The 22,485-nt window shown below is 67.4% G+C and carries 20 protein-coding genes and 4 pseudogenes; 12 read left to right on the top strand and 12 right to left on the bottom strand.

All coding sequences use genetic code 11. From position 1 onward, the window contains the following. Positions 1 to 150: 150 nt before the first annotated feature. From ACIRA5_RS37625 to ACIRA5_RS37615, 3 genes are all read left to right on the top strand, one after another. The gene (locus ACIRA5_RS37625) at positions 151 to 612 is read left to right on the top strand and encodes a DUF6193 family natural product biosynthesis protein (RefSeq protein ID WP_403698690.1); all 462 of its coding nucleotides are present in this window, start codon (positions 151 to 153) and stop codon (positions 610 to 612) included. Positions 613 to 1,670: 1,058 nt separating this feature from the next. After that, a complete protein-coding gene (locus tag ACIRA5_RS37620; RefSeq protein WP_403698688.1) occupies positions 1,671 to 2,204 on the top strand; it encodes a reverse transcriptase domain-containing protein in 534 nt (177 codons plus the stop codon). Positions 2,205 to 2,529: 325 nt separating this feature from the next. Next, the gene (locus tag ACIRA5_RS37615) at positions 2,530 to 2,667 is read left to right on the top strand and encodes a group II intron maturase-specific domain-containing protein (protein WP_403698686.1); all 138 of its coding nucleotides are present in this window, start codon (positions 2,530 to 2,532) and stop codon (positions 2,665 to 2,667) included. Between the two features lie 83 nt (positions 2,668 to 2,750). Here ACIRA5_RS37615 and ACIRA5_RS37610 read toward each other — a convergent pair whose 3' ends face one another. Further along, positions 2,751 to 2,951: a hypothetical protein gene (locus tag ACIRA5_RS37610; RefSeq protein ID WP_403698684.1), complete on the bottom strand. Its 201-nt coding sequence runs from the start codon at positions 2,949 to 2,951 to the stop codon at positions 2,751 to 2,753. Between the two features lie 124 nt (positions 2,952 to 3,075). On the opposite strand from ACIRA5_RS37610, the pseudogene ACIRA5_RS37605 reads away from it, so the two are divergent. Beyond that, positions 3,076 to 3,441 (top strand): annotated as a pseudogene (locus tag ACIRA5_RS37605) (transposase); the annotation flags it as partial. Between the two features lie 91 nt (positions 3,442 to 3,532). Here the strand turns inward: ACIRA5_RS37605 and ACIRA5_RS37600 are convergent. Beyond that, positions 3,533 to 4,093 (bottom strand): TetR/AcrR family transcriptional regulator, encoded by a 561-nt coding sequence (locus tag ACIRA5_RS37600; protein WP_403698683.1) that lies wholly within the window; start codon positions 4,091 to 4,093, stop codon positions 3,533 to 3,535. A gap of 37 nt (positions 4,094 to 4,130) precedes the next feature. On the opposite strand from ACIRA5_RS37600, the gene ACIRA5_RS37595 reads away from it, so the two are divergent. Next, entirely contained in the window at positions 4,131 to 5,171 is a 1,041-nt protein-coding gene (locus ACIRA5_RS37595; RefSeq protein WP_403698681.1) for an epoxide hydrolase family protein, read from the top strand. Between the two features lie 268 nt (positions 5,172 to 5,439). Here ACIRA5_RS37595 and ACIRA5_RS37590 read toward each other — a convergent pair. Then, positions 5,440 to 5,757: pseudogene (locus ACIRA5_RS37590) on the bottom strand (polysaccharide deacetylase family protein); the annotation flags it as partial. 9 nt (positions 5,758 to 5,766) lie between these two features. On the opposite strand from ACIRA5_RS37590, the gene ACIRA5_RS37585 reads away from it, so the two are divergent. Beyond that, positions 5,767 to 6,063, top strand: a complete 297-nt coding sequence (locus ACIRA5_RS37585; protein WP_403698679.1) for a DNA-binding response regulator — start codon at positions 5,767 to 5,769, stop codon at positions 6,061 to 6,063. Positions 6,064 to 6,474: 411 nt separating this feature from the next. Here the strand turns inward: ACIRA5_RS37585 and ACIRA5_RS37580 are convergent, their stop codons facing one another. Then, complete coding sequence (locus tag ACIRA5_RS37580) at positions 6,475 to 7,926, bottom strand: amidase (RefSeq protein ID WP_403698678.1); 1,452 nt, start codon at positions 7,924 to 7,926, stop codon at positions 6,475 to 6,477. A 429-nt stretch (positions 7,927 to 8,355) separates the two neighbouring features. Between ACIRA5_RS37580 and ACIRA5_RS37575 the strand changes: the two genes are divergently transcribed. Next, complete coding sequence (locus tag ACIRA5_RS37575; protein WP_403698676.1) at positions 8,356 to 8,853, top strand: DUF6083 domain-containing protein; 498 nt, start codon at positions 8,356 to 8,358, stop codon at positions 8,851 to 8,853. On the opposite strand, the gene ACIRA5_RS37570 is transcribed toward ACIRA5_RS37575, so the two are convergent. The 4 genes from ACIRA5_RS37570 to ACIRA5_RS37555 all read right to left on the bottom strand — a co-directional run bounded on the left by ACIRA5_RS37570 (position 8,796) and on the right by ACIRA5_RS37555 (position 12,422). Further along, positions 8,796 to 9,050, bottom strand: a complete 255-nt coding sequence (locus tag ACIRA5_RS37570; RefSeq protein WP_403698675.1) for a hypothetical protein — start codon at positions 9,048 to 9,050, stop codon at positions 8,796 to 8,798. The two genes, ACIRA5_RS37575 and ACIRA5_RS37570, sit on opposite strands and share 58 nt — an antisense overlap. 689 nt (positions 9,051 to 9,739) lie before the next feature. Next, entirely contained in the window at positions 9,740 to 10,468 is a 729-nt protein-coding gene (locus ACIRA5_RS37565; protein WP_403698673.1) for a hypothetical protein, read from the bottom strand. 179 nt (positions 10,469 to 10,647) lie between these two features. Continuing rightward, positions 10,648 to 11,493, bottom strand: coding sequence for an LLM class flavin-dependent oxidoreductase (locus tag ACIRA5_RS37560; RefSeq protein ID WP_403698672.1), 846 nt, complete (start codon positions 11,491 to 11,493; stop codon positions 10,648 to 10,650). A gap of 353 nt (positions 11,494 to 11,846) precedes the next feature. Beyond that, on the bottom strand, positions 11,847 to 12,422 hold the full coding sequence (locus tag ACIRA5_RS37555) for a TetR/AcrR family transcriptional regulator (RefSeq protein ID WP_403698670.1): 576 nt from the start codon (positions 12,420 to 12,422) through the stop codon (positions 11,847 to 11,849). 99 nt (positions 12,423 to 12,521) lie between these two features. On the opposite strand from ACIRA5_RS37555, the gene ACIRA5_RS37550 reads away from it, so the two are divergent. Continuing rightward, on the top strand, positions 12,522 to 13,373 hold the full coding sequence (locus ACIRA5_RS37550; RefSeq protein WP_403698668.1) for an SDR family oxidoreductase: 852 nt from the start codon (positions 12,522 to 12,524) through the stop codon (positions 13,371 to 13,373). An 85-nt stretch (positions 13,374 to 13,458) separates the two neighbouring features. On the opposite strand, the pseudogene ACIRA5_RS37545 reads toward ACIRA5_RS37550, so the two are convergent. Together ACIRA5_RS37545 and ACIRA5_RS37540 are read right to left on the bottom strand one after the other, a co-directional pair. Beyond that, positions 13,459 to 14,244: pseudogene (locus ACIRA5_RS37545) on the bottom strand (IS5 family transposase). 727 nt (positions 14,245 to 14,971) lie between these two features. Beyond that, on the bottom strand, positions 14,972 to 15,445 hold the full coding sequence (locus ACIRA5_RS37540) for a hypothetical protein (protein ID WP_403698666.1): 474 nt from the start codon (positions 15,443 to 15,445) through the stop codon (positions 14,972 to 14,974). A 458-nt stretch (positions 15,446 to 15,903) separates the two neighbouring features. Here ACIRA5_RS37540 and ACIRA5_RS37535 point away from each other — a divergent pair, with 458 nt between their 5' ends. Further along, positions 15,904 to 17,133 carry an FAD-dependent oxidoreductase gene (locus ACIRA5_RS37535; protein ID WP_403698664.1) on the top strand — a complete coding sequence of 410 codons (1,230 nt, stop codon included), beginning with the start codon at positions 15,904 to 15,906 and terminating at the stop codon, positions 17,131 to 17,133. Between the two features lie 633 nt (positions 17,134 to 17,766). Here the strand turns inward: ACIRA5_RS37535 and ACIRA5_RS37530 are convergent. Further along, entirely contained in the window at positions 17,767 to 18,840 is a 1,074-nt protein-coding gene (locus ACIRA5_RS37530) for an alkene reductase (RefSeq protein WP_403698662.1), read from the bottom strand. A gap of 116 nt (positions 18,841 to 18,956) precedes the next feature. Here ACIRA5_RS37530 and ACIRA5_RS37525 point away from each other — a divergent pair, with 116 nt between their 5' ends. Further along, complete coding sequence (locus ACIRA5_RS37525; RefSeq protein ID WP_403698660.1) at positions 18,957 to 19,334, top strand: MerR family transcriptional regulator; 378 nt, start codon at positions 18,957 to 18,959, stop codon at positions 19,332 to 19,334. A gap of 441 nt (positions 19,335 to 19,775) precedes the next feature. On the opposite strand, the gene ACIRA5_RS37520 is transcribed toward ACIRA5_RS37525, so the two are convergent. Next, on the bottom strand, positions 19,776 to 20,063 hold the full coding sequence (locus tag ACIRA5_RS37520; protein WP_403698658.1) for a hypothetical protein: 288 nt from the start codon (positions 20,061 to 20,063) through the stop codon (positions 19,776 to 19,778). A gap of 168 nt (positions 20,064 to 20,231) precedes the next feature. Here ACIRA5_RS37520 and ACIRA5_RS37515 point away from each other — a divergent pair, with 168 nt between their 5' ends. Together ACIRA5_RS37515 and ACIRA5_RS37510 are read left to right on the top strand one after the other, a co-directional pair. Further along, complete coding sequence (locus tag ACIRA5_RS37515) at positions 20,232 to 21,014, top strand: DUF4097 family beta strand repeat-containing protein (RefSeq protein ID WP_403698656.1); 783 nt, start codon at positions 20,232 to 20,234, stop codon at positions 21,012 to 21,014. Between the two features lie 65 nt (positions 21,015 to 21,079). Continuing rightward, positions 21,080 to 22,344 (top strand): annotated as a pseudogene (locus ACIRA5_RS37510) (IS701 family transposase). The last annotated feature ends 141 nt before the right edge of the window (positions 22,345 to 22,485 follow it).

Below are 22,485 nucleotides of genomic sequence, written 5' to 3'. Positions count from 1 at the left end.
GGCGACGAGATCCGCCAGTGCCCTGACCAAGTGTCCTGTCTCGGCCGATCTGGTCCCTATCTCAGGTGAACGGGGCCGATCTGCAGGCCGTCTCAGGTGAACTGGTCCGGGCAAAAGGTCAGTCGGCGCACGGGACGGCAGAATGGGCGCATGGGATGGATAGATGCGCCGAGTGCTTCCGATGACGCCGAGCCTGGTCAGAATGATGTCGTGGAGGCTGCGTGGCAGCGACTGCTCCATAGGGAGTATATGGACGTCGAACTGGTGGGAGCCGCGTATGCTGAGCCGCTTCTCCGGCAGCTCCATCCCTCAAGCAGCCACCAGGACCTTCACTTCAGCAGGTGTACTGGTGACTGGTCCTGGGATGTTCCGTTCATCATGCACCTTCCTGGCGGGCGCTACCTCGTCGCTGGGCCCTCCCGTTCTCAGATCGTCGGGGAGGCGGACACCGCCGAGGAAGCCGTTGCTCTGGTCGTCGGTGGTCTGCCGCCAGGCTGCGGCCCAGCGGTCGTCGGGGGTCGGAAGGAACTCGACCGGCCCCACACGGTCCCGGCGGACCAGCTCCCTGGAGACGATGAGCGGCGTTCTTACGCATCGGACCAGATCGGCTGAGAATTCGAATGTCCGCCCGTCTCAATCGATCCGGTCGCCGCAGCTCACAGCCCTGGCTGCGGACCAGATCTTTTGAGACGGGACACCAAGGACGTTCACGGTGTGGGAAGACACGCCGCCCGGCCTGTCGGCTGGGCGGCGTCGTGGCGATCAGGTTGGGGCGGTAGCAGATCCTGTACGTGTGCGGCGGCTCAGTGACCGGGAAGGTCAGCAGCTGCTGAGCATCACCCGGTGAAATATCCGCAAGCTCGCCGACTTCCTCACCACGTACGCCGCCCACCGGATCGAGATCGGGCGGGAACGGCTGCGGCAGATCCTGCACCGGCACGGCATCACCTTCCAGCGGACCAAGTCGTGGAAGGAGTCCACCGACCGCGACCGGAACGCCAAACTCGCCCGCATCGAGTACGTAACCGGGCACTTCCCGCAGTGCGTGTTCGCGTTCGACGAGTTCGGGCGTGCGCCACGAGGCGCTGAGGAATCGTGTGGGAGGAGGAACCCACCGCTGGTCATCGCGGTGACCGGTTGAAGCTGGAGGCAGGCTGAACCCCAGGTTGGGGGTGAGGCCGGAAGTAGCCTCGACAACGTAGGGGCGGACCGACACCACCAGACGGTTCGTGCCCGCAAGCGAAGACGGAATGGGCGTAACGAAACTGAACCAGTGGTCGAAGCCCCGTGAGTCGTTCGCGACCTGCTGAACCTGGTGGATGGGTCGCTTTGCGGTACTGGAGAGTGCCCTGTCCGATGGCCTCTCCTGTCCGACGGCCCTGCTGGGCGGCTGGAGACCCGGACCAAGACTGCGATGTGCGGTCCGTGGTGATGCCGCCGGGGTAGAGCTGGGCACCGAAGCCGTCGCAGAGATCCTCAGTGAACGTGGGAAGCGATCCGGTGTCGCCCTCCCCGTCCAGCAGCCAGCCGGACGACGGGCAGGTGCGACGCTCACTGATGGCACCGGATCGTGGCGGAGTCGCCGTAGTACTCCGAGGTCGGGAAAGCCTGCCGCATGGGGAAGGGCGACAGCGTGATGGCAGTGGTGCTGCTGCCGGGGAGGAGCGTTGTTGAACAGCGACGCGCCGTCGGTATCGTGGCCGAGCTTCTTCGCGGCCGAGCGACGGGTACTCGACCATCAGCTCAAGCTGCACCGATGGGCAAGGGCCGAGCCGGGCGTGGACGCGGTGACGCGCCATCACGTCGAGGACTACGGAGTGATTCCGTTCCTGGATGAGTTGCCATCCTCTCTCAAGGACGGATCCGTCAGCGCGCTGCCGGTCAAGCAGGCGGTGATCCCGAAGAAGGGCGGCAGGGTCCGTCACTTGGGGATCCCCACCCTGCGCGACCGCGTCGCGCAGATGGCCCTCAAACTGGTCCTGGAGCCGAACTTCGAGGTCGATTTCTACCCGTCCAGGTACGGGTATCGGCCTGGTCGTCGGGCCCAGGATGTCATCGCCGAGATCCACCATCTCACCAGCCTCACCTACGAGTGGGTGGTGGAAGGGGACATCACCGCGTGCTTCGGAAGGCCCTGCGTCTGTTCCGTGCGTTTTTGCGGGCTGGTGTCGTCGAACTGCACGGCAGTTGCGCGAACAGCCTGAACGGAACTCCGCAAGGTGAGGTTGCCTCGCCTCTGTTGGCCAACATCTGTCTCTCCGTGCTGGACCGGAACTTCGCTCGGCTCTGGGACGAAGAGATGAGCCCGCGCTGGCGTCGGCAGTATCGGCGCAAGAGAGGGCTGCCGAACTTCCGGCTGGAGCGTTACGCCGACGACGACCTCGTCGTGCTCTCTCGGTCGAGAAGACGCACATCACCCACATAGACGACGGCTTCGTCCTCCTGGGCTTCCACATCCAGAGGAAGCTCCGGGGTGACGGACGCCGCGTCGTGCTGACGATTCCGGCAAAGCAGGGGCCGGCATCGGTGATGCACAACATCAAGAGGCTGACGGGGCAGGGCATGACCTCGCTCTCGTTGGCGGAGGTGCTGCGGAAGGTCAACCCGGTCCTGCGGGGCTGGGCGGGCTACTTCCGCTACGGCGCATCGAAGAAGACGTTCTCCTAGCTCGGTTGGTACGCGTGGTGGAGGATGCTTCGGTGGATTCGTCGCAAGCACCCTCACCTGACCTGGAAGCAGCTGCGGCGGCGCTACAACGGAGCGGAGCTGACCGCATCGCGGAGGATCGTATGGTCCTCTACAACCCGGCGAAGATGCGGGTCGAGCGTTACCGCTACCGCGGAGCGTAGATCAGTACGCCATGGAACATCGACGAGGTCGATCCCGATGGAGCGCGTTTCCGTCGGATCGACCACGACGACATGGCCTTCGTCGGCCAGGTCAGCGAACACCTCACCTGACCTCGCGAATCACGTGGAGAGCCGGATGCCCGGCCAACGGGCACGTCCGGTCCGGCGGGCGGGGACGGGAGAACCGACACCTGGAAGGGTGCACGGCGCCTCGTCCCCGACCCAACCCCTCGCGATCCGCCCGCAGTTCGGTGCCGGGTGGGCGCCCGCGGTGCATCCCGACCGGCTGCCGGCGAACTATCACAAGCTGCACGGCGTCCGGCAGTTCCATGGCTGCTACCGCGTGGGCGACGACCAGCTTTGGGGTGTCGTCCACCGGCGCAGAAGCGCCGCGAACACCCTCGCCGCACTCGAATCCATCCGCCGAGCGTGGCCGGACGGAGCACCGATCTACGTCATCCTGGACAACCTGTCCGCCCACAAGGGCGCCAAGATCCGAACATGGGTGGCCCGGAACAAGGTCGAACTGTGCTTCACCCCGGCCCACGCGTCCTGGGCCAACCCCATCGAGGCCCGGTTCGGGCCGTTACGCATGCCGTGATCGCGATGGTCGGGCAGATGGTGATGACTGGACCGCAGGTGCTGACCAGAAGCGGAGTTTCCGTACTTCTTGCTGTCGTGCGTCACCCGTCGGCGAGGCGTTGGATGGTGGCGCTCAGCCAGGCTTGGAGATCGGCGGGGTCGCCGAGTTCGGAACGCAGGACCCGGCGGCGGGTCGAGACGCCGAGCACGAAGGCGTCGATCGCTGCGGCTCGGCTGCGGGCGTCCGCGTCGTCCAGGCCGCTGTCGCGCAGGTAGCGGTGGAGCGGCTCCAGCGAGTTCGTGTCGAGGAAGGCGGCCAGCGCCTCCGCCGCCTCCGGGCGTTCGCCGGACGCGCGTTGCAGCACGAGCAGCGGATCCTCCCCAGGCGCACCGAACCAGCGCTGGACGATGCTCGCCGCGAGGCGCGAACCCAGCGCGGAACGGTCGCCGTCGAAGGAGTTCGAGACCGGGATCTCCACCTGGGTCGCCGCCAGGAACAGGCCGTCCTTGCCGCCGAAATAGCGCGTGATGAGGTTGGGTGACACGCCGGCCGCGTCGGCCACCCCTTTGACCGTGACCGCCGCGTACCCGTGCTGGGCGAACTGGCGTTGGGCGTGCTCCAGGATCCGCTGCCTGGTGGCGGCTGCATTGCGCAAGGTCATGTGTACGAGCATACACATCATGTGTACGCTGATACACATGAGCGACGAGATGCGGGAACGACTCCAGCGGACGCGGCGTGTCACGACCCCGTGGAGTGACGACGGGACGCGCGGCATCAGCGGCACCCACCTCGACGAACTGCTCGAACGCTGGGCGAACGGATACGACTGGGGTGTGCACGAGCGCCGCATCAACGCGTTCCCCTGGGTGACGGTGCGGGCGGGCGACACCGACCTGCGTGTGATCCACCAGCGGTCCGCGGATCCCGGCGCCCCGGTTGTCGTGCTGCTGCATGGCTGGCCGGACTCGGTGTTGCGGTTCGAGCGCGTCCTGCCCTTGCTCGCGGACCTGCACGTGGTGGTTCCCGCGCTGCCGGGCTTCCCGTTCGCGCCCCCGCTCACCGTTCCCGGTATGTCGGTCAACCGGATCGCCGGGATCGTCGCGGACGCTCTCGAGGAGCTCGGCTACTCGCGGTACACGGTGTCCGGCGGGGACGTGGGTGGCACCGTCGCGGAACTCCTCGCGGCCGGACACCCGGACCGGGTGGCCGCCCTGCACCTCACGAACATTGCCCCGCAGCGTGCGCTCACGGCGGACCCGGCGAAGCTCGCGCCCGACGCGGCGGCCTATCTCGGCCGGGCGGCGCAGTGGTTCCGGACCGACGGCGGGTACATCGCGGAGCAGTCGACGCGGCCGAACACGCTCGCCGTCGCCCTCGGCGACTCACCCGCCGGTCTCGCGGCGTGGATCGTCGAGAAGCTGGAGTCCTGGTCCGACGAGGCGGCCTTCACTCCGGACGAGCTTCTCACCTGGGTCACCGCCTACTGGGTCACCGGCACGATCGGCACCTCTTTCACCACCTACGTCGAACCGGCCGCCCTCCCCGACCGGATCGACACGCCGACCGTGCTCTCCGTGTTCCCGCGCGACATCAAACCGGAGCCGCGAAGCTACGCCGAGGCGTTCCTGAACATTCGCGACTATGTGGAACACCCAGCCGGCGGCCACTTCGCAGCCTGGGAGCAACCCGAGGTCTACGTCGGCGACATACACCGTGCGGTCACACTGGGAGGCTGAAGCGGAGCTTGCGGATGCTCCACCACTGCAACGCCGTACGCCCGGCTCGGCCCATGCCGTGGCAGCCGACACGGTGAACGTCCGTGGTCACGGCACGAGCGGGCCAGGGTGAGGTGAATGGGCTCGTTGGGGCGACGGCTGAGGCACTCGGTGGGGGAGAGGGACGCTGCAGGAGGGGCAGCCGAGGCGCGTTCGAAGAGCGTAGCTGCGGCTCCGGTGGTGAGTCCTGTCCGTGCTGATGGTGCGCGGAGAGGTTCTCCCCACGGACTCATCCTGCCGGTTGTTGAATGTAGTCCTCCAGGCGCGCCACTGCGAACCCCTGCTCGTGGATGCGCTGGAGCAGATTGCCGAACATCTTCGTCATCGTGGTGCCGTTGAGTTCTTTGGGCCCGCGGATGTGAGCGAGGATGATGTCGCCGGGGTGCAGCTTCTTGTCGGCCCCCTGATACCGCATGTCGGTGATCTGCATGGACTCCCGCCAGCAGATGATCGCCCGGGGCCCGCACTCACTCACGGCGACCTTGGTGTTCTCGTCGTACGTGCCGTAGGGCGGGCGGAACAGCAGTGGCGCGGTGCCGTATTGCTCCAGTACGCCATGAGTGCCGCGCCCGCGCTGGTCAGCGGGGTCTATGCGCTGTTCGAAGCCGCTTGGGAGATCGCCGCCGATCTCGAGGTCTTCCTCAGCTCGGATCGCCCCCAGCTGGATGCTCAGGCACGCACGGTCCTGCGGGCGCTCGGCTCTGGTGCCACTGACGAGGCAGCCGCACGAGAACGTGGCATGTCGGTGCGCACCTACCGCCGCCGGGTCGTCGAACTCCTCGTCGCTCTCGACGCGGATTCGCGATTCCAGGCCGGGATACGCGCGGGCGAGCTGGGCCTGACCCGCGGGTGATCAACCTCCGTAAATGAAGTCGCGGCGCTGTCCCGGGTGCGCGTCCAGTCGTTGCACTAACAAGACACTCTCCATCGAAGGTCTGCCTCACGTTCGATTCACTCCCATCAGTGAACGGGGTGACCAGCCAGACTCAGATCCGTAGCCTCCCTAGGGCGGCTCTGTGACCTGCGCCTTCCGCGCTGTCTCAGGCTGCTTCACCGGTGGGCCGTCTCAACTCCACCGCACGTCCCTGTGGTTCGGCAGGCCGGCGATGAGAGTGCACGCCGCTGACCTGAGGCGACGACCTCCTGTCGTGGTGCAGGAAGCGGCTGACATGCGCGTGCCGGGCAGCGACTGCGCGCATTCGGAGGATCTCGTCGTGATCCGTGATCCGCACTTTGTCCTCGACGAACACCCAGGCAGTGCGCCCTACCTCGGTGCCTGGAAGCCACCGATGTTCTGCTCGAGCAGTTCGGCCAGCCGCAGCGGGGTGCGGTCCTCGAACATCGGACCGATGAGCTGCACTCCCACGGGCAGACCCTCGGGGGACCGGCCCGCTGGTATGGCGGTGGCGGGTAGGCCGGGCATGGTGGCCAGACCGGCCCAGACGAGCTGGTCGAAGTATGGGTACTCGACGCCGTCGATGTCGAGCAGGCGTTCCAGCGGATTGGGGTTGTGGTCGTGCGGGAACGCGGGAGTGGGCGTGATCGGGCACACCACGGCGTCGAACTCGGCGAACAGCTGCCGCCAGCCGTGGCGGTGCAGTTCGCGGCGGTTGTTCGCCTGGAGCCAGTCGCGGTGGCTGAACACCATCCCGCGCAGCCGTGCCGCGTCGAGACTCTGGTCGTCCGCGCTCAGTGCGGCGGCGCGGGTCCGCAGCCGATCGTACGGTTCGACGGGAAAACGTGCGACGGAGCCCGAGACCAGCAACTGGCTGTAGAGCGTCCCGGCCTCGGTCAGATCGGGTAGCAGCGGACTGTGCCGTTCGACGTGGGCGCCGCCGTCGACAAGCGCGTCGGCGACTCGGTTCACGCCCGCCCGCACCGCCGACCCGGTTGGAATGAGCGGATGTTCGTCGAGGATCAAGACCCGGAAGTCGCGGAGCCGTTCGTGGCGCGCGGGCGGCAACCTCAAGTGGTGCGCCACGCCGAGCGTCAACGGATCCGGTCCGGCCATGACGTCGAGCAGGAGCGTGAGGTCGCGGGCGGTGCGTGCCATCGGACCGACGACGGCGAGGTCGAGGTCGACCGGCAAGGCCGGTGCGGACGGCGGGACCATGCCGCGGTTGGCCGCCAGCCCGAGTGTCGGCTTGTGTGCGTAGATACCGCAGAAATGTGCGGGGGTGCGCAACGATCCGGCGATGTCGGAGCCGATGGACAGCGCGCCGAATCCGGACGCCAGGGCCGCCGCTGATCCGCCGGAGGATCCCCCCGGCGTGCGACCGTGATCCCACGGGTTATTGGTGGTGCCGTAGATCTCGTTGAAGCTCTGCACATCTTGCAGCCCCAAGGGCACATTGGTCTTACCGAGCACCACCGCGCCTGCGGCCTTGAGCCGCGACACCTGCACCGCGTCCTCGGCCGGCACATGGTCCCGGTGTTGCGGCATGCCCCAGGTCGTGGGCAGCCCGGCGATGTTGTAGGACTCTTTGACCGTCACCGGAATGCCGAGCAGCGGCCGGTCCTCACCGCGGGCGCGCGCCTGGTCGGCATCGCGCGCGGCGGCCCGTGCACGGTCGAAGTCCGGCACACAGATCGCGTTGATCGCCTTGTCGTCCCGCTCGATACGGGTGATTGCCTCGTCGGTCAGTTCCGCCGAGGTCACTTCACCGGTACGTAAGGCAGCCGCGAGTTTTTCGGCAGTCGGAAATTTCCACTCCATGAATCCGACCGTACCGGCCAGTGGAAGAGGTCATGAAATGCCGTTTCGCACAACGGGATGGGTGTCCCCATACTCGTGATGTTTCTCTTCGGCCACAGACGATTCGCCCGATCGCAGGCCATGGCGACGCGCGGCGGCCTCGCTTGTGAAGCGCTGTCGAGACTCAGTGTTCAGCCTGGTCGACCTTTTGGATAACCGCCACCATCGGGTGACCGGGTTGAGTCATGGTCGGCCCGGTGGGCCTCTCTGTGAACCCCGCTGGTGGGCGTTGCTCTGTCCAGCGCGCCTGTCCCGGCCGTCACGTGCGTGCCGTGTGGCCCTGCGAGCGGCGTGGCGTGCCCCGCGTGCCGCTGGGGGCCTGTTCAGTCCCGGCTGCCCCGTCCGATTCGCGCTCTACGCATATGCTGCTTGGCTGCGGACTCTGACCGTATGGGGGTTTTCGAGGACGGGATTGTGCTGCCTGAGCGGCGGCCGGACGAGTCGGATGACGACTACTGGGGCCGGGTCGAGCAGGTGACGGATCGGATTGAGGCTCGGGAGGAGGGGGCGACCGCGCCTGCTCCTCCGCTGCCGCCGGTGTGCCGGGAGTGCGGGTTGGGGGCGGACCGGTTTCCGACGCTGTCGAAGGCGTGGGTGCTGCTGGAGCGGTTGGATCCAGTGAATGTGGTGCCCGCGCACATGGTGCCGCCGCGGTTCCGTTGGCTGATCAATGCGGATGGGGTGGCGTGGAATCCGTGGCTGGCGGAGCCTACGCCGGGCGCGGTGTGCCGGATTCCGCACCGTCTGGTGTGTCCGGGGCTGCCGGAGGTGAATCCGTGGATGTGGTTGACGGTCATGCGCGGGGAGAACGAGAGGCAGGCGCAGCGTCTCTACAATCCGCCGCGGTTCGGTTGGCCGGACGCGGGCGAGCCGGCGGCGAGCGCGTAGGGCCGGCTCCGCTCGAGACCGTCGCGGACGGCGGCCCGGATTTCGGCGAACACGGTCGTGATTGCCGCGTTGGTGTCCTGGCGTGCTGGGTCGATGGCGTGCTGCTGGCCTGCCATCTGCTGCCGTAGAGCTGCGAGTTCACTCAGGATCTGGTGCAGCACGTCGTCGTCGCCGTTCCCTTTGCCGAAGATCGCCACAAGCCCCCTTGTCGTCGGTCAACCTGATCAGGGTGGGGGGTATGACCGGGCAAGGTCGCAAACCGGACATGAGACCGAACTCCGGGCGGTGGGAGGGTCGTTCACGCCCTGTCGGGTGCCGTGTCGTCGTGAGATGTCGGCGAGTTGCGTCACCCAGAAGGGCGATTAGAGTGGAAAGTGACCACATATGATATAGCTCCCGAAAGGGGACTCAGTCATGCGTGCTAGCAATGGCAAGCGGGCGGCCGTCCTGAGCGCCGCCCTTTTCGCTGCCACCATCGCCCTCGCCCCTGTTGGTTTTCAGCAGGCTTCAGCGGCCACACCAAGTGCCGCTCCCGTCAGTGTGACCACGAACGTTTCCCATCAAAGTGACTACCGACAGGGTTACAGGGACGGCTTCCGGGATGGGTACTCGGACGCCAGGGACGACTGCCACAGGAACAACAGACTTCGTGGAGACCACGGGCACAAGATGGGTGACTACACCCGCGGCTACGCCGATGGTTTCAGCGACGGGTTCGCTCGGGCCGAACGTCGATACTGCTGAGAGTCGTTGACGGCGGGTGCGTTCTGGTTACAGAAAGCGTGGCTGTGGAGGGGACCGTGTCCCCAGGCCCCACCCATAGCCCAAGAGGACGATCGTTCGGCTGAAGGCTCATGGAGCCTGTCGCCGCGTAGGCGACCGCCCTTCATGACCACACACACGTCGCAGACCTGGCCGGGATCCCTCCCCGCCGGGGTTGTTTTCGTACGCCCGCCGTACCTCCGTACGGGCCGGTCTCGGTCCTGGACCGCGGGGCCTGCCGCCGGCCGGTCGGCCAGGCCGCCTCACCGGTGGCCAGTGGCCGGTCGTCCAGAACGATCGTGGTGACCGCAAGGTAGTCATCGCTGACCTTCCGCATGGTGACCAGGACTGCCAGCACCGAGCGGCCGGACAGGAACGTCTCGATCATTCCGTCGTCGAGGTCGTTGATGCGTTCAGGAAGACGGAAACGAGGGTGCTGCGGAGTCTGCTCGATCAGGAACGACCACGTGTTCCGATGGCAGATCACCCGGGTTGAAGCGATGGCTGCCGCCTGAAGCACGCTGTCCATGTGCCGATCGCCGTCCTCCCGTTGCTCTTGTTCCGCATCCTTTGGGGCTGCGGCCGCAGGAGGTTCTGCTGGAGCCGGTTCGGGCGGCGGCGAGGCCGACGTACCGGGTGTCGGCGCCGTGACAGTCTCAGACGTTTCGCCCTGGGACGGCTGCCGGCCCCGCTGCTCTTCACCGTTGCTGACCGGGCCGGTGACCTCGTTCGCTGCCCCTTCCCTCCACCCGTTGCTGCTTTCGACGTCGGCAACCTCGAGCGGCCGTGGCTCGTGCTGCACCAGTGCGAACGTGGATCCGCGATCTGCGACGGTTACGGTTGGTGTGGGCACGTATCAAGCAGAGCTGGCCAATCTGGCAGCCCGCGCCCTCGGCGAATGGGAGACCCTCCTCCGCAGGCGACTCAAGGCGCTGCGGTGCCGGCACGGCATCCTCAGCGGATTGCTCGCCGGGACCGGCCTCGCTCTCGACAGACCGAACCGACCCCTGGAACGCCGAAGTCAGGAGGCCGTCACAGGAGGTCGGCGAGGCGGTCTACCTGGTTCGGGTCGAGGCCGTAGCAGTAGAGCATGACCTCGTCGGCGCCGAGGTCGGCGAAGCGGGCGATCGCATCGCGGATCTCGGTGGGCGTGGTGAGCAATCCGGCGACCATCCGGTCGGCCATGCCGGTGAAGGTGTAGTACGCGTGCAGGTTGGCCTGGGCGTCATCGATGACGTCTTGAGGGCCGAGGGCGACGTTGACCTGCGCGACAATGCGCGGTTCGCCGTCGCGGCCGTACTCCTTCCAGAAGGTGCGGACAGTGTCGAACAGGCCGCCTGCCCACGAGGGCGCCGCGGCGGCGAGGAAGCCGTCCCCCCAGCGAGCAACGCGTTCGAGCGCCACGGGCTTGAAGCCACCGAAGAGCACCTCGGGGCCGCCGGGCCGGGCGGGCGCGGGGCCGATCGGGCCGACGCCGTCGCCGTAGGGCTCGCCGGACCAGAGGCGGCGCATCACCGCCATCTGCTCGTCGAGACGTCGGCCTCGGGTGCGCTTGTCGATCCCCGTGACCTGGTGGTCGTCGTCCCGGCCGCCGATGCCCAGGCCGAGGACCAGGCGGCTACCGGTCATCCGGTCCAAGGTGGCAGCCTGCTTGGCGAGGAGGGCGGTATCGCGCAGCGGGGCGAGCAGCACCTCGGTCTGGACGCGGATGCGGGAGGTAGCGCCCGCGAGGATGGCGAGCGCGACCAGGGGTTCGGGGTTGTCGTAGACGAGTCGGTCGAGCAGGCCGAGCGTGCTGTAGGGCCCGGCGTCGGCGCGCTGGGCCCAGGTGAGCAGGGTGGTCGGGTCGCCGATGGGCAGGCCGATACCGACGTTCATGAAGGAGACCTCCGAAAGGAAGGGTCGACAAAGACTGCTGCCGCCCCTCCGGCACCTCAGCGAGGTGGGACGCTCCCGCTCTGCGGCGTGTTTCTGGGGAGCGTGACGTCGAAGTGATCTGACCTTAGGGCGAGCCGTGTTCGTGGTACAAGCCAATTTGGCGAGCCCCTGCCCCCAGCAGTTACAGGCAGGACGTCGGGAATCGCTCAAGAACTCCTAGCGGAACGCGCGCTCGGAGCTCGGTGCGTGTCCTGTGTCCGGAGCCTCACGAGTGTCGGCAGAGCCGCTCGATGAATAGGTTGGCGTGGCCGCGCTTGCGCGTGCGTTCGACGCGCTGGTCCGCCAGCTTGGGTTCAGCCTGCAGTCGAGTCCTTGGTCAGCGCGTCCATGAGGAGGTCGACGAGTCGACGGGCCTGCTCTTCGGTGCCGTGCTGCACGGAATAGGCGATGCCGCCCATGAGGAGCAGGACATCATCGGAGGTGACGTCCGTTCGCAGGCTTCCGTCCCGGCCGCCGGCCTCAAGGAGAGTGGCGACGGCGTTGGTGAGCAGTGCGTGGCTGTTGGCGTATGGGTCGACTCCGGAGGCGATGACCGCGTTGAGTGCTGCGGACATACCGCTCTTGGCCGTGGCGTAGTTGATGAAGTGTTCCATCCACATCCGGGTGGCCTCCGCGGCCGGGTGCCGGGCGAGCAGGTCGGCCGCCTTCTCGCATACACGGGTGAGCTGGTGCCGGTAGGCAGCGTCGATGAGGGCTTCGCGAGTCGGGAAGTGCCGGTAGAGCGTACCGACACCGACGCCCGCCTGCTTGGCGATGGCGGCCGGGGCGGTGTCCAGCCCCTGCTCCGCGAAGACCCGCGCTGCAACCTCCAGCAGGCGTGCCCTGTTCTGTTGCGCATCGCTCCTGGTCCGGCGGGGGGTGGCGGGCATGCGGGTTCCTTCGGTGTCTGTCTGCGATTGTATTCCGGAATGCGTTCCGCTTAACTAAACGGAACACATTCCGGTAAGACTCTACTCCAGGAGACATCCATGCCCACCCCCTCCGACAAGGCCGTACGACACTGGTTCGTCACCGGAGCCTCCGGCGGCCTGGGCCGCCAACTCACCGAGCACGCCCTCCAGTGCGGCGACCGCGTCACGGCCACGGTCCGCCGCCCCGCAGCTCTGGAAGACCTGCGCGAAACGTACGGCGACCGGCTGACCGTCGAAATCCTCGACGTCACCCGGCCGGTCGACGTCGACAAGGTGGTCGGCAGGACTCTCCAGTCCGGACCGGTGGACATCGTGGTCAACAACGCCGGATACGCAGTAGTGGGCGCCGCGGAAGAGATGGCCGTGGAGCAGATCCGCGACCAGATCGAGGTCCTCCTGCTCGCTCCGATGCTGATCACCCGGGCCTTCCTGAAGCCGATGCGCGAGCAGGGCGGAGGCCGGATCATCCAGATCTCCAGCATGGGCGGCCAGATCGGCACCCCCACACACAGCTCCTACCACGCGGGCAAGTGGGGGCTGGAAGGCTTCACCGAGAGCGTCAGCCGCGAAGTCTGCGGCTTCAACATTCACCTCACCCTGGTCGAACCCGGCGCCACCCGCACCGGCTTCGCCTCGGCCTTGCACTACACCACCGAAACGGCCGCCTACCGTGACAACGCCGTCGGCCAGACGCGGCGCTACCTGGAGACCGCCGACGACAGCGTCTTCACAGGCGACCCGGCCAGGCTCGCCGCCGCCATCTACGACACGACCCGCCACCCGAACCCGCCCCTGCGCCTCACTCTCGGTTCCGACACCTACCACGCCATCCACACCGCACTCACCGAACGTCTCACCGCACTCGAAACCCAAAAGGACCTTGCGGCATCTGTCGCCTTCAACCGCTGACCCGACCTACCGACACGACAAGAAACCTTGAGCAACCGCCGCGTCACGCATCACCACAACCGCGCGATCCTGAAGGTCCCACGCGTCATCTCACCCAGCACTCCTCACGCAACCCGATCAGGCGTCGCCAGCAGATCAGTGCGCATCCGAGGGTGAGGAAACGCTTCGTGGATGTCGTCGCATATCTCCCAGCGGATCCGCAGGCGGCGGAACCAGTGCAGGTGAGCGAACGCGCGCTCCACGACCCAGCGTTGGGTGCCGAGTCCGGAGCCGTGTTCGGTACCCCGGCGGGCGCTCAGCGGTCTCACGCCGAGATCCCGGACCAGGCGGCGGTATTTGTCGTGGTCGTAGCAGCGGTCGGCCCACACCACGTCCGGGCGGCGCCGGGGCCGGCCGCGCCTGCCCCGCACCGGCGGTACCGCCTGGAGGAGTGGGATCAGCTGGGTGACGTCGTTGCGGTTGCCGCCGGTCAGGGTGGCGGCGAGCGGGATGCCGGTGGCGTCGGTGATCAGGTGGTGCTTACTGCCCGTCCCGCCCCGGTCTACGGGGCTTCGTCCGGTCTTGGCTCCCCCTTCAACGCCCGGATAGGGGAGCCGTCGACCGCCGCCCGGGAGAAGTCCAGGGCGTTCGCGCTGCGAAGCTTGGCGAGCAGGACCTCATGCAGCCGGGGCCACACACCGGCCCCGGTCCACTCGGCCAAGCGCCGCCAGCAGGTCATGCCCGACCCGAAGCCGAGTTCCTGCGGCAAGTGTTCCCAGGAGATCCCGGTGTGCGGCACGAACAAGACGCCCTGGAACACCAGCCGGTCCGGATGCCGCTCGCGTCCGGGATGCCGGCTTCGACGCTCGAGTTTCGGCAGCAGCGGCTCCATCACCGCCCACAACTCGTCACAGACTTCCCACGGCTTCGGCCGCACCACCCCGCACCCCGGATCATCAACTCCCGGAGCGATCCAACCACCTCGAAGATCATTTTGTGAGGAGTTCCATGTGCAGAGAAGGTTCCCGAGAGCGCGTCGCCGACCGAGCTGAATGCGATAGTCGACCAGTGAGCCCTGGACGACGAGGGGCGCCGGTTGCGGTCGAAGACCCGCACGGTCGGTGGGCACTTCGCCCAGGAACAGCCACTGCTGAGGCCGCTGCCGAGGGAGGTGTTCGAGACCGGCCGGTGGCTCACCCCGTGAGTGAACCGCTTCGGGTAGGTCACCGTCCGCTGCAAATCCTGCTCCGTTTCTGTCCGCTTCATCGGACGCAAGATGCGGGAGCCGCTGCACGCCAACGACTTGGTCGTCCATGACGGCCGCACGGTGGTCACCCACCACGAACGTCTCAGCGGCAGGGGTGAGTCCCGGCTGGTTCTGGACCGCTATCTGGAAGCCCTTATGCGCAAGCCGGGTGCCTTTCCCGGTGCGACGCCCTCGAACAGGCCAAAGCCGCAGGGAAGTTCATGCCGGCTCATGACGCGTGGTGGACCGCAGCCCGGGCCGCCCACGGCGAGGCGGCCGGGACCAGAGCGTTGATCGAGATTCTGCTGTTGGGACGGCACATGGAGCACGAGTATGTCGTTGCCGGACTTGCCGCGAAGCGTAAGTCGGCGCGTCATTGATCATCGAGGGATGCCTGCCGGGCAAGGAATTCCTCGAACGCCGCCTTCTGCTTCGGATCCATGAAGCCTTGGCGGACCTTGCGGGCCTTCTCCTGGGGCCAGTGCGCCTCGTCGGGGTCCAGTAGCTCGGCGACCACCACGCCTGCGCGAGCAACCGCCGTGCGCCCTCCTACGCGACGACGAAAAAGCGTGAACGCGCCGAACTCCGTTGGGTAGGCCAGTTCCCGCTCCTCCACCACAGCTTGGTTCTCATCCCCAGCGCCACTCGTCGGGTAGGCGGTGGGGGCCCAATGCTCCCAGAGCGCCAGCGTGGCCGCGGGCACGAGCACCGCGCGTTCCGCCTCTTCACGCCCCTCCCACATGAACGTGACAGCGACGGGCTCGCCGACCGCCTCGGCCAACCCGAGCACTCTCTCCATCTCATCGTTGATGGGGTAGCCCACCACTACATCGATCTGAATGCCCATGGTGCCTGAGGCTACTGGCCGCTTCCGACATGCCGGCCCAAATATTACGGTCAGTGCCGTTCCGGTAACACCTGGTGGGCGCGGGTACGGCCGTGAGCGGTCTTCATCTCGCAGGTTCAGATGTGCGGGGGATGTGCCTCCATGTTTTTCCACCCCGAGCCCTGTGGGGTGAAGCGAGGGGCGGCCGGATGTGTCATCACGATCAACCTGAACGGTCTGTGTAGCGGGTGGCCAATCATGGCTTGAACTCGCACCTCGCCGGGCCGTCCTCGCGCAACTGTTGGTGGAGTGGGAGGGGATCCGCCTTGAAGGCTGGATCGGCGCAGGGCGGAAGGGTCGGCTGCTGGCTCATCGGGCCTTCGGGGCCCGTCGCGCATTCATGCGGGGAATGTCTTCGCTTTTAATGGTATACGTCCCATTAGTGCGGATAGTCGATGTCGTCGAAGGGCGGGGCTGCGATGGAGCGGACCATGTGTTGCGTGGTGGGCGGTGGCCCCGCCGGAATGGTTCTCGGCCTGTTGCTGGCCCGGGCCGGCGTGGCCGTCACGGTCCTGGAGAAGCACGGCGACTTTCTGCGCGACTTCCGCGGCGACACTGTGCATCCGTCGACTCTGGCGCTGCTGGACGACCTCGGTCTGGCCGAGCGCTTCGCCCGTCTGCCGCAACGTCGGGTGACCACGGTCCAGTTGCCGCTCGGTGCGGATGGGTCGCTGATCACCGTCTCGGACATCAGCGCGCTACCGGGCCCGTACAACTACGTGGCGATGGTGCCCCAATGGGACCTGCTCGACCTCCTTGCCGACGAGGCTCGAAAAGAGCCGTCCTTCTTCCTGCGGATGAGCACCGAGGCGACGTCCTTCCTGGTGGAGCACGGACGGGTCACCGGTGTGCGTTATCGCACGTCCGACGGCCGTACCGGCGAACTGCGGGCCACCCTCACGGTGGCCTGCGACGGCCGGGGCTCGCTGGCCCGGTCGCGGCCCGAACTGCGGCTGCGGCAGTTCACCTGCCCCATGGACGCCTGGTGGTTCAGGCTGCCACGGCGGGAAGGCGACCCGCACGGGCTTGTGGGAGGTGTCGGCGACCGGTTCCTCACCGCGATGATCGACCGCGGGGAGTACTGGCAGTGTGCCGGGCTGATCCCCAAGGGGACCAACGCCGAGCGCCGCGCCGCCGGTCTCGAGCAATTCATGGCCGATTTCTCGGCCGCCGTGCCCTGGCTCGCGGACCGGGCGCATGCGCTGCGGTCGTGGGAGGAGGTGAGAATGCTCGATGTACGGCTCGACCGCCTCCGGCGCTGGTACCGCCCTGGGCTGCTGTGCATCGGCGACGCGGCGCACGCGATGTCACCGGTCTTCGGCATCGGTATCAATCTCGCCGTCGAAGACGCAGTTGCCGCCGCGCGGTACCTCGTCGAACCGCTGCGCAGGGGTGAGGTCGGCCTGCGGGACGTACGCGGCGTCCAGCGGCGCCGGTGGCCGACCACAGCGGCGACACAGGCACTGCAGCGGTTCGCCCACGCGCGGGTCATCACGCCCGTGCTCACGGGACGCCCGCCAGGCAAAGCCAGGTGGGCGGAGCGGATGAGTGAACTGCTCACCACCGCACCGTGGCTCAAGCGCGTGCCGGCGTACTTCATCGGCTACGGCGCGATGCGCGAACGTCCGCCCGCCGAGTCGGTACGGTGAGCTGCGGCGCGCTTCCGACCACCGGTGGAGGATGCGGGGGAGACGACAGCGCTCTCACACGCGTCGGGGCTGAATCGGAAACGCCGTTCATCGCCAGCAGTGTTGGGCGCGTCGCATACGGCACATGGAGAACACGGCAGACGAACTCCTGCCCCACCCACGCCCTCGAAGTCGGGTTCGCCGCCTACGCAGCCTTCGGGAGCAGGAGAGCCAGCCTGCGGTGGTGTCTGTTTCTTGAGAGGTATTACCCGTCTCGGAGCGGTAGGCACCAGGCCCTTCGCGTGTGCGCCGATCAGGGGCAGGCCTCCCGAATGGACCGTGCCTGTCTGCACCGGCTGTTCATCCTGGCGCACCTGGGCATGGCTGCATGCCGATCGCGTCCAGCTCCAGGTCCTGGAGCCGGGATCAGGGGATGAGGGGGATCTTGCCGTGGGTGTGGCGCTGCCCTGACCGGAGGGGAAGGCGGCGGGGAGCCGGTGGTGCGGGGCGCCGGTGCGGAGGGCGGTCTCACCAGGGTTGATGCCTTCGGCCCCGATCTCGACGAGGACTGCACCGGCGGCTGGCGGGAGTGCTCGTGAGCGAGGCTGAGCACCACCGCCCGCGCTGGTTTCGCTCGTTCGCCGCAGCTCGGAATCAAGCCGCGTACTGGTGGGCCGAGTAGGTCAGGTAGCCCGCGTCACCGCCCTGGTAATACGTGGCCTCGTCGACGGGGGCGATCGGAAGTCCGCCCCGCAGCCGCTCGACCAGGTCGGGGTTGGCGAGGAAGGCGCGGCCGAAGCTGATGAGATCGGCGCCCAGACCGAGCCAGTGTTCGGCGTCCTCCCGGCTGGTCTGCTTCGGTCCCATCGGAAGGACGGGGTTCATGACGAGGGTGCCCGGCCACGCTCGTCGCAGGGCGACGAGCACCTCCTCGTCGGCGGTGGCCTCGAGGTGTACATATGCCAGCCCGAGGGGGGCCAGCTCGGCCAGCAGCGCGGTGTAGAGCTCGCGGACGTCGGTCTCCTGAACTCCCCAGAAGGTCCCGCCCGGTGAGAAACGGACGCCGGTCCTGTCCCCGCCGACGGCCTCGACGGTAGCGGCGACGGCCTCGACGGCGAACCTGATCCGGTTGACGATCGGGCCCCCGTAGCGGTCCGTGCGCAGGTTGGCGTTGGACGAGAGGAACTGCGAGATCAAGTAGCCGTTGGCGCCGTGGAGTTCAACGCCGTCGAAGCCCGCGTCGACGGCGCGGCGCGAAGCTTCGGCGTACGACCGCGCGTGCTCGGGCATTTCGGTGATGTCCAGAGCGCGCGGCGTCGGAGCGGGCTGGGGTCCGGTGGGGGTGAACACGTCGCCGACGGCGGGGACGGCCGAGGGCCCGACCGGCTGCAGGCCGGTGGTGTCGGAATGTGAGACCCGGCCGCCGTGCATGAGCTGGGCGAAGATCCGGCCGCCGTTGGCGTGGACGGCGGCGGTCACGGGGCGCCATGCCTCGACCTGCTCGTCGGTGTGCAGTCCCGGTGTACCAGGGTTGGACTGCCCGATCGCGCTCGGCTGCACCCCCTCGCTCACCATCAGCCCGGCTGTGGCCCGCTGAGCGTAGTAGGTCGCCATCGACGACGTGGCCAGGCCACCGGCCGCGGCTCGGACCCGGGTCATCGGGGCCATGACCATTCGGTTGGGCAGCGTGAGGCCGCCGAGCCGATAGCTGGTGAAGAGGGTCGTCATGTCAGGACTCCTTCGGGTTCCGCCGTGCCCGCACCTCGGGCACAGCGGCTACGCTAAAACCTCACACTGACGTCAGAGGCAAGGGTCTGTGACGCAGAACTCAGCCAGGGGGCTTTGTGAGGATCGGGGAGCTCGCGTCACGCGCCGGAGTCAGCGTCCGGTCCGTGCGCTACTACGAGGAGCAGGGGCTGCTTACCAGTACCCGCAGCCAGAGCGGGCAGCGGCACTACACGGACGGCGAGGTCGAACGGGTCGCGTTCATCCAGCGGTTGTACGCCGCCGGCCTGTCCAGCCGCACCATCGCCGAGCTACTGCCCTGCGTCGACGCACCCAGCGAGGAAAACTCCGACGCTGCGCTGGAGCGGATGGCACTGGAACGGGAGCGGCTCTCCACGCACATCGCCGACCTCGTGCGGACCAGGGACACGCTCGACGGGCTGATGGCCACGGCCCGGGCGCACCGGGAACAGATGGAGAAGTCTGCGGTCGGCTGACTGGGGGAGGGGCTCGTAGGTCTGCACTGGCCTTCTCCGGGAAGCACGCAGCCCCGGAGGTTGCCGGGACCGTCTGGGGTTGAGTCTCCGGAAAGCGATGACACTCGCGCGATGTCCGGGGCCGCTTTCCGTCTGACGGGCACGCGGCGAGAAAGTTGGTCTGTTGCTCCCGCCTTGCGGGAGGGCACACCGCTCGGCCTGTTTGATCAGGTCAGGACCGTGTGGCGTGGTCTTCATGATGGATATCACGAAGATCATCACTGTTCAGATGCGCCAGTACTACCTGCGCTGGGTCATCCTTGGCGGCCGCCCCCGGCCCGAAAACCGCTGCGGTTCGCCCAGGAAGAGGCTGGTGTCCCGGCCGGGAGATGCGGCACCAGGCGTAATTCGCGCATCCAAAGCGATGGAGGGTGCCGCACTCAGGTGCGGCACCCTCCAGTTTCAGGCGAGTGAAAGAGCGTAGTCCGGCGGAAGCGTGGTCTCGTTCACGCCTGACGTACGGCGCGGGATCAGCATCACCGCTCGTCCGTCCACCTGCCCGGGCGTCGGCGCGGCCGAGGCGCGTTCGTCGGTGAGCTGCTCGCTCATCCGTCCAACGACCCGTTCGGTGACGGTGAGTTCGTCCCGCTCTGCCCGTACCTCCGCCAATTGCTTGGCCAGCTGCTCTTCGAGTTCGTCCAGTTGCGCGCGCCGCGCGGTGATCCGTTCCAGCAGCTCGGGATCGAGCATGCAGCGGATCGTACTGCGCGTCTCCGGGTGAGTTCGCGTAGTCGGTCGCAGCAGTCGTCTTCTGGTGGAGGCCTGGGAGTATCCCTCCACGGCGGCCATGAAGGACGGCCTAGTCCTGGCCCTGGAGGTTTCCCAGTGGCGGCGGGAAAGCGGCTGCGTAGGATCGTGGTGACTGATTCACCGATTCAACTCGCTTTACACGGGGGGACTTTCATGCAACGTCCACAAGCGCGCACTCTTACAGCGGCGGCTCTGGCTGCTCTCACCATCAGCGGGCTGTCCTCGTGCTCGTCCCTCAGCCAGAAGACCTTCGAGGACGACGCCAAGGTGCCTCAGAGAATCACCTCGATCCGTCTTGACAGCGGGAACGGAGATGTGAAGGTAGACGCTTCGGCCGACACTTCCACGATCTCCGTGCATCGCAAGGTCAACTACCGTGGTGACAAGCCGAGTGGCACGTCCTTCCGTGTCGCGGACGGCGTCTTGGTGCTGTCCGGCTGCGGCAAGAACTGCGGCGTCGACTACATCGTCAAAGTGCCTGCCGGTCTTCCGGTGACGGGAGGCACGTCCAACGGTGGCCTCGCACTGACCGATGTGGGCGCGGTCGATGTGCACACAAGCAACGGTGGGATCGCGGTGACCAACGCCACGGGCCCCGTGAAGCTACGCACGTCCAACGGTGACGTCGACGTCGAGGACGTCAAGGGCGGCGGCATCGACACGCAGACGTCGAACGGCGAGGTGACGATCCAGACGGCCACCCCGCAGGACATCAAGGCTCGCACGACCAGCGGCAACCTCACGGTCACCGCACCGCCTGCCAAGTACCAGATCTCAGCGAACGACTCCCACGGTGACAAGAACGTGGCGTTCAAGAACGACCCGTCAGGCACGTACCGCCTGGATCTGTCGACAACGAGCGGTGACTTGACCGTGAAGTCGGCATCCTAGTAGGGCTTGGTCGGGTCGGTTGTGGTGGTGCGTGCCCTTGGGGCCTGGTGTGGTGTTGGGAGTGTGTGACTCCGGACGAGATTGCTGTGGTGCGTGGTGAGTTGGAGGCGTTCGCGGCGGAGGTGTTCGAGCCTTTTGCGCGCAAGGATCAGCGCCGGTGGGGGCAGGTTTATCTGCGAGGACTGCTGACCGACGGGCAGCGCAAGTCGGTCGAGCCGATGGCCGCCCGGCTCGGGGAGGACGGCAATCGTCAGGCACTGGCCAACTTCATCACCACCAGTCCCTGGGACCCGGCGCACATCCGTGCCCAGCTCGCCTGGCGGATGGAGGAGACGATCGGACCCAAGGCGCTGGTCTTCGACGACACCGGGTTCCTCAAGGACGGGATCGCCTCGGCGTGTGTGTCGCGGCAGTACACCGGCACCGCGGGCAAGGTCACCAACTCCCAGGTCGGTGTCTCGCTCCACCTCGCGTCCGACCACGCCTCGGCGGCGGTCAACTGGCGACTGTTCCTGCCCCGGACAGGGATCCCGCCTCGCCGAAGGCCGATGCGGACAAGGACGCCCGCCGCACCGCCTGCGGCATCCCCGACGACGTCGGGCATGTGGAGAAGCGGCAGCTGGCCCTGGACATGCTCGATGAGACCCGCTCCTGGGGCATCGAGGTGCCGCTGGCCATCCCGGACGCCGGATACGGCGACGCTGCCGCGTTCCGGCACGGACTGCAGGCCCGCGGCCTGAATTACGTGGTGGGGATCTCCACCACGCTGTCGGCCCAGCCCACCGGCGCGGTGCCGGTGGCCGAGCCGTACTCCGGAACCCGCCGCCCGCCGGTGGCGAAGTATCCCGACAAGCCGCGGCCGGTGAAGGAGCTGGTCATCGCGGCGGGGCGGAAGGCGGCCAGGCCGATGCAGTGGCGTGAAGGCTCCCGGCCCTCCACCGGCCGCCCGGGCCGCAAGCGGATGTACTCCCGCTTCGTGACCCTGCGGATCCGGCCTGCCGGACGCGAGATCCGGCGGGCCAGTGACGGCCCGGAGATGCCCGTGTGCCGGCTGCTGGCCGAATGGCCTGCTGGTGAGAGCGAGCCGGTGCAGTTCTGGCTGTCCGACCTGCCCTCCGGCATGCCCCTGACCACGCAGGTCCGGCTCGCCAAACTCCGCCGGCGCATCGAGCACGACTACCGGGAGATGAAACAGGCCCTGGGACTCGCCCACTTCGAGGGCCGGACCTGGGGAGGCCGGCACCACCACGTCACCCTCGTCTCGGTCGCGCAAGCCTTCTGCACCCTGCAACGACTGGCCCGGCCCCCCAACGGCGCGGCACCGGCCTGAGCCTCTACCAAGTCGTCCGCGAGCTCCAGACCCTCCCAGCGGTCTGGACCGGTGCCCGCCCCACCTGTCACCGCGACATACCCACACCCATACGGACCTGACCAAGCCCTACTAGATCGCGGCACGGAAAGAAGCACTGCT

Source organism: Streptomyces sp. NPDC096311 (assembly GCF_044763085.1).
GTDB lineage: Bacteria > Actinomycetota > Actinomycetes > Streptomycetales > Streptomycetaceae > Streptomyces.
This window is presented reverse-complemented; position numbering and strand designations above follow the sequence as displayed.

What these genes read in the sequence shown, in the direction of transcription:
- ACIRA5_RS37575 (WP_403698676.1), top strand. Translation starts at nt 8,356, where the DNA reads ATGGGGGTTTTCGAGGACGGGATTGTGCTGCCTGAGCGGCGGCCGGAC.
- ACIRA5_RS37585 (WP_403698679.1), top strand. Translation starts at nt 5,767, where the DNA reads ATGAGTGCCGCGCCCGCGCTGGTCAGCGGGGTCTATGCGCTGTTCGAA.
- ACIRA5_RS37535 (WP_403698664.1), top strand. Translation starts at nt 15,904, where the DNA reads ATGGAGCGGACCATGTGTTGCGTGGTGGGCGGTGGCCCCGCCGGAATG.
- ACIRA5_RS37540 (WP_403698666.1), bottom strand. Translation starts at nt 15,445, where the DNA reads ATGGGCATTCAGATCGATGTAGTGGTGGGCTACCCCATCAACGATGAG.
- ACIRA5_RS37520 (WP_403698658.1), bottom strand. Translation starts at nt 20,063, where the DNA reads ATGCTCGATCCCGAGCTGCTGGAACGGATCACCGCGCGGCGCGCGCAA.
- ACIRA5_RS37580 (WP_403698678.1), bottom strand. Translation starts at nt 7,926, where the DNA reads ATGGAGTGGAAATTTCCGACTGCCGAAAAACTCGCGGCTGCCTTACGT.
- ACIRA5_RS37560 (WP_403698672.1), bottom strand. Translation starts at nt 11,493, where the DNA reads ATGAACGTCGGTATCGGCCTGCCCATCGGCGACCCGACCACCCTGCTC.
- ACIRA5_RS37600 (WP_403698683.1), bottom strand. Translation starts at nt 4,093, where the DNA reads ATGACCTTGCGCAATGCAGCCGCCACCAGGCAGCGGATCCTGGAGCAC.
- ACIRA5_RS37550 (WP_403698668.1), top strand. Translation starts at nt 12,522, where the DNA reads ATGCCCACCCCCTCCGACAAGGCCGTACGACACTGGTTCGTCACCGGA.
- ACIRA5_RS37595 (WP_403698681.1), top strand. Translation starts at nt 4,131, where the DNA reads ATGAGCGACGAGATGCGGGAACGACTCCAGCGGACGCGGCGTGTCACG.
- ACIRA5_RS37530 (WP_403698662.1), bottom strand. Translation starts at nt 18,840, where the DNA reads ATGACGACCCTCTTCACCAGCTATCGGCTCGGCGGCCTCACGCTGCCC.
- ACIRA5_RS37555 (WP_403698670.1), bottom strand. Translation starts at nt 12,422, where the DNA reads ATGCCCGCCACCCCCCGCCGGACCAGGAGCGATGCGCAACAGAACAGG.
- ACIRA5_RS37625 (WP_403698690.1), top strand. Translation starts at nt 151, where the DNA reads ATGGGATGGATAGATGCGCCGAGTGCTTCCGATGACGCCGAGCCTGGT.
- ACIRA5_RS37615 (WP_403698686.1), top strand. Translation starts at nt 2,530, where the DNA reads ATGCACAACATCAAGAGGCTGACGGGGCAGGGCATGACCTCGCTCTCG.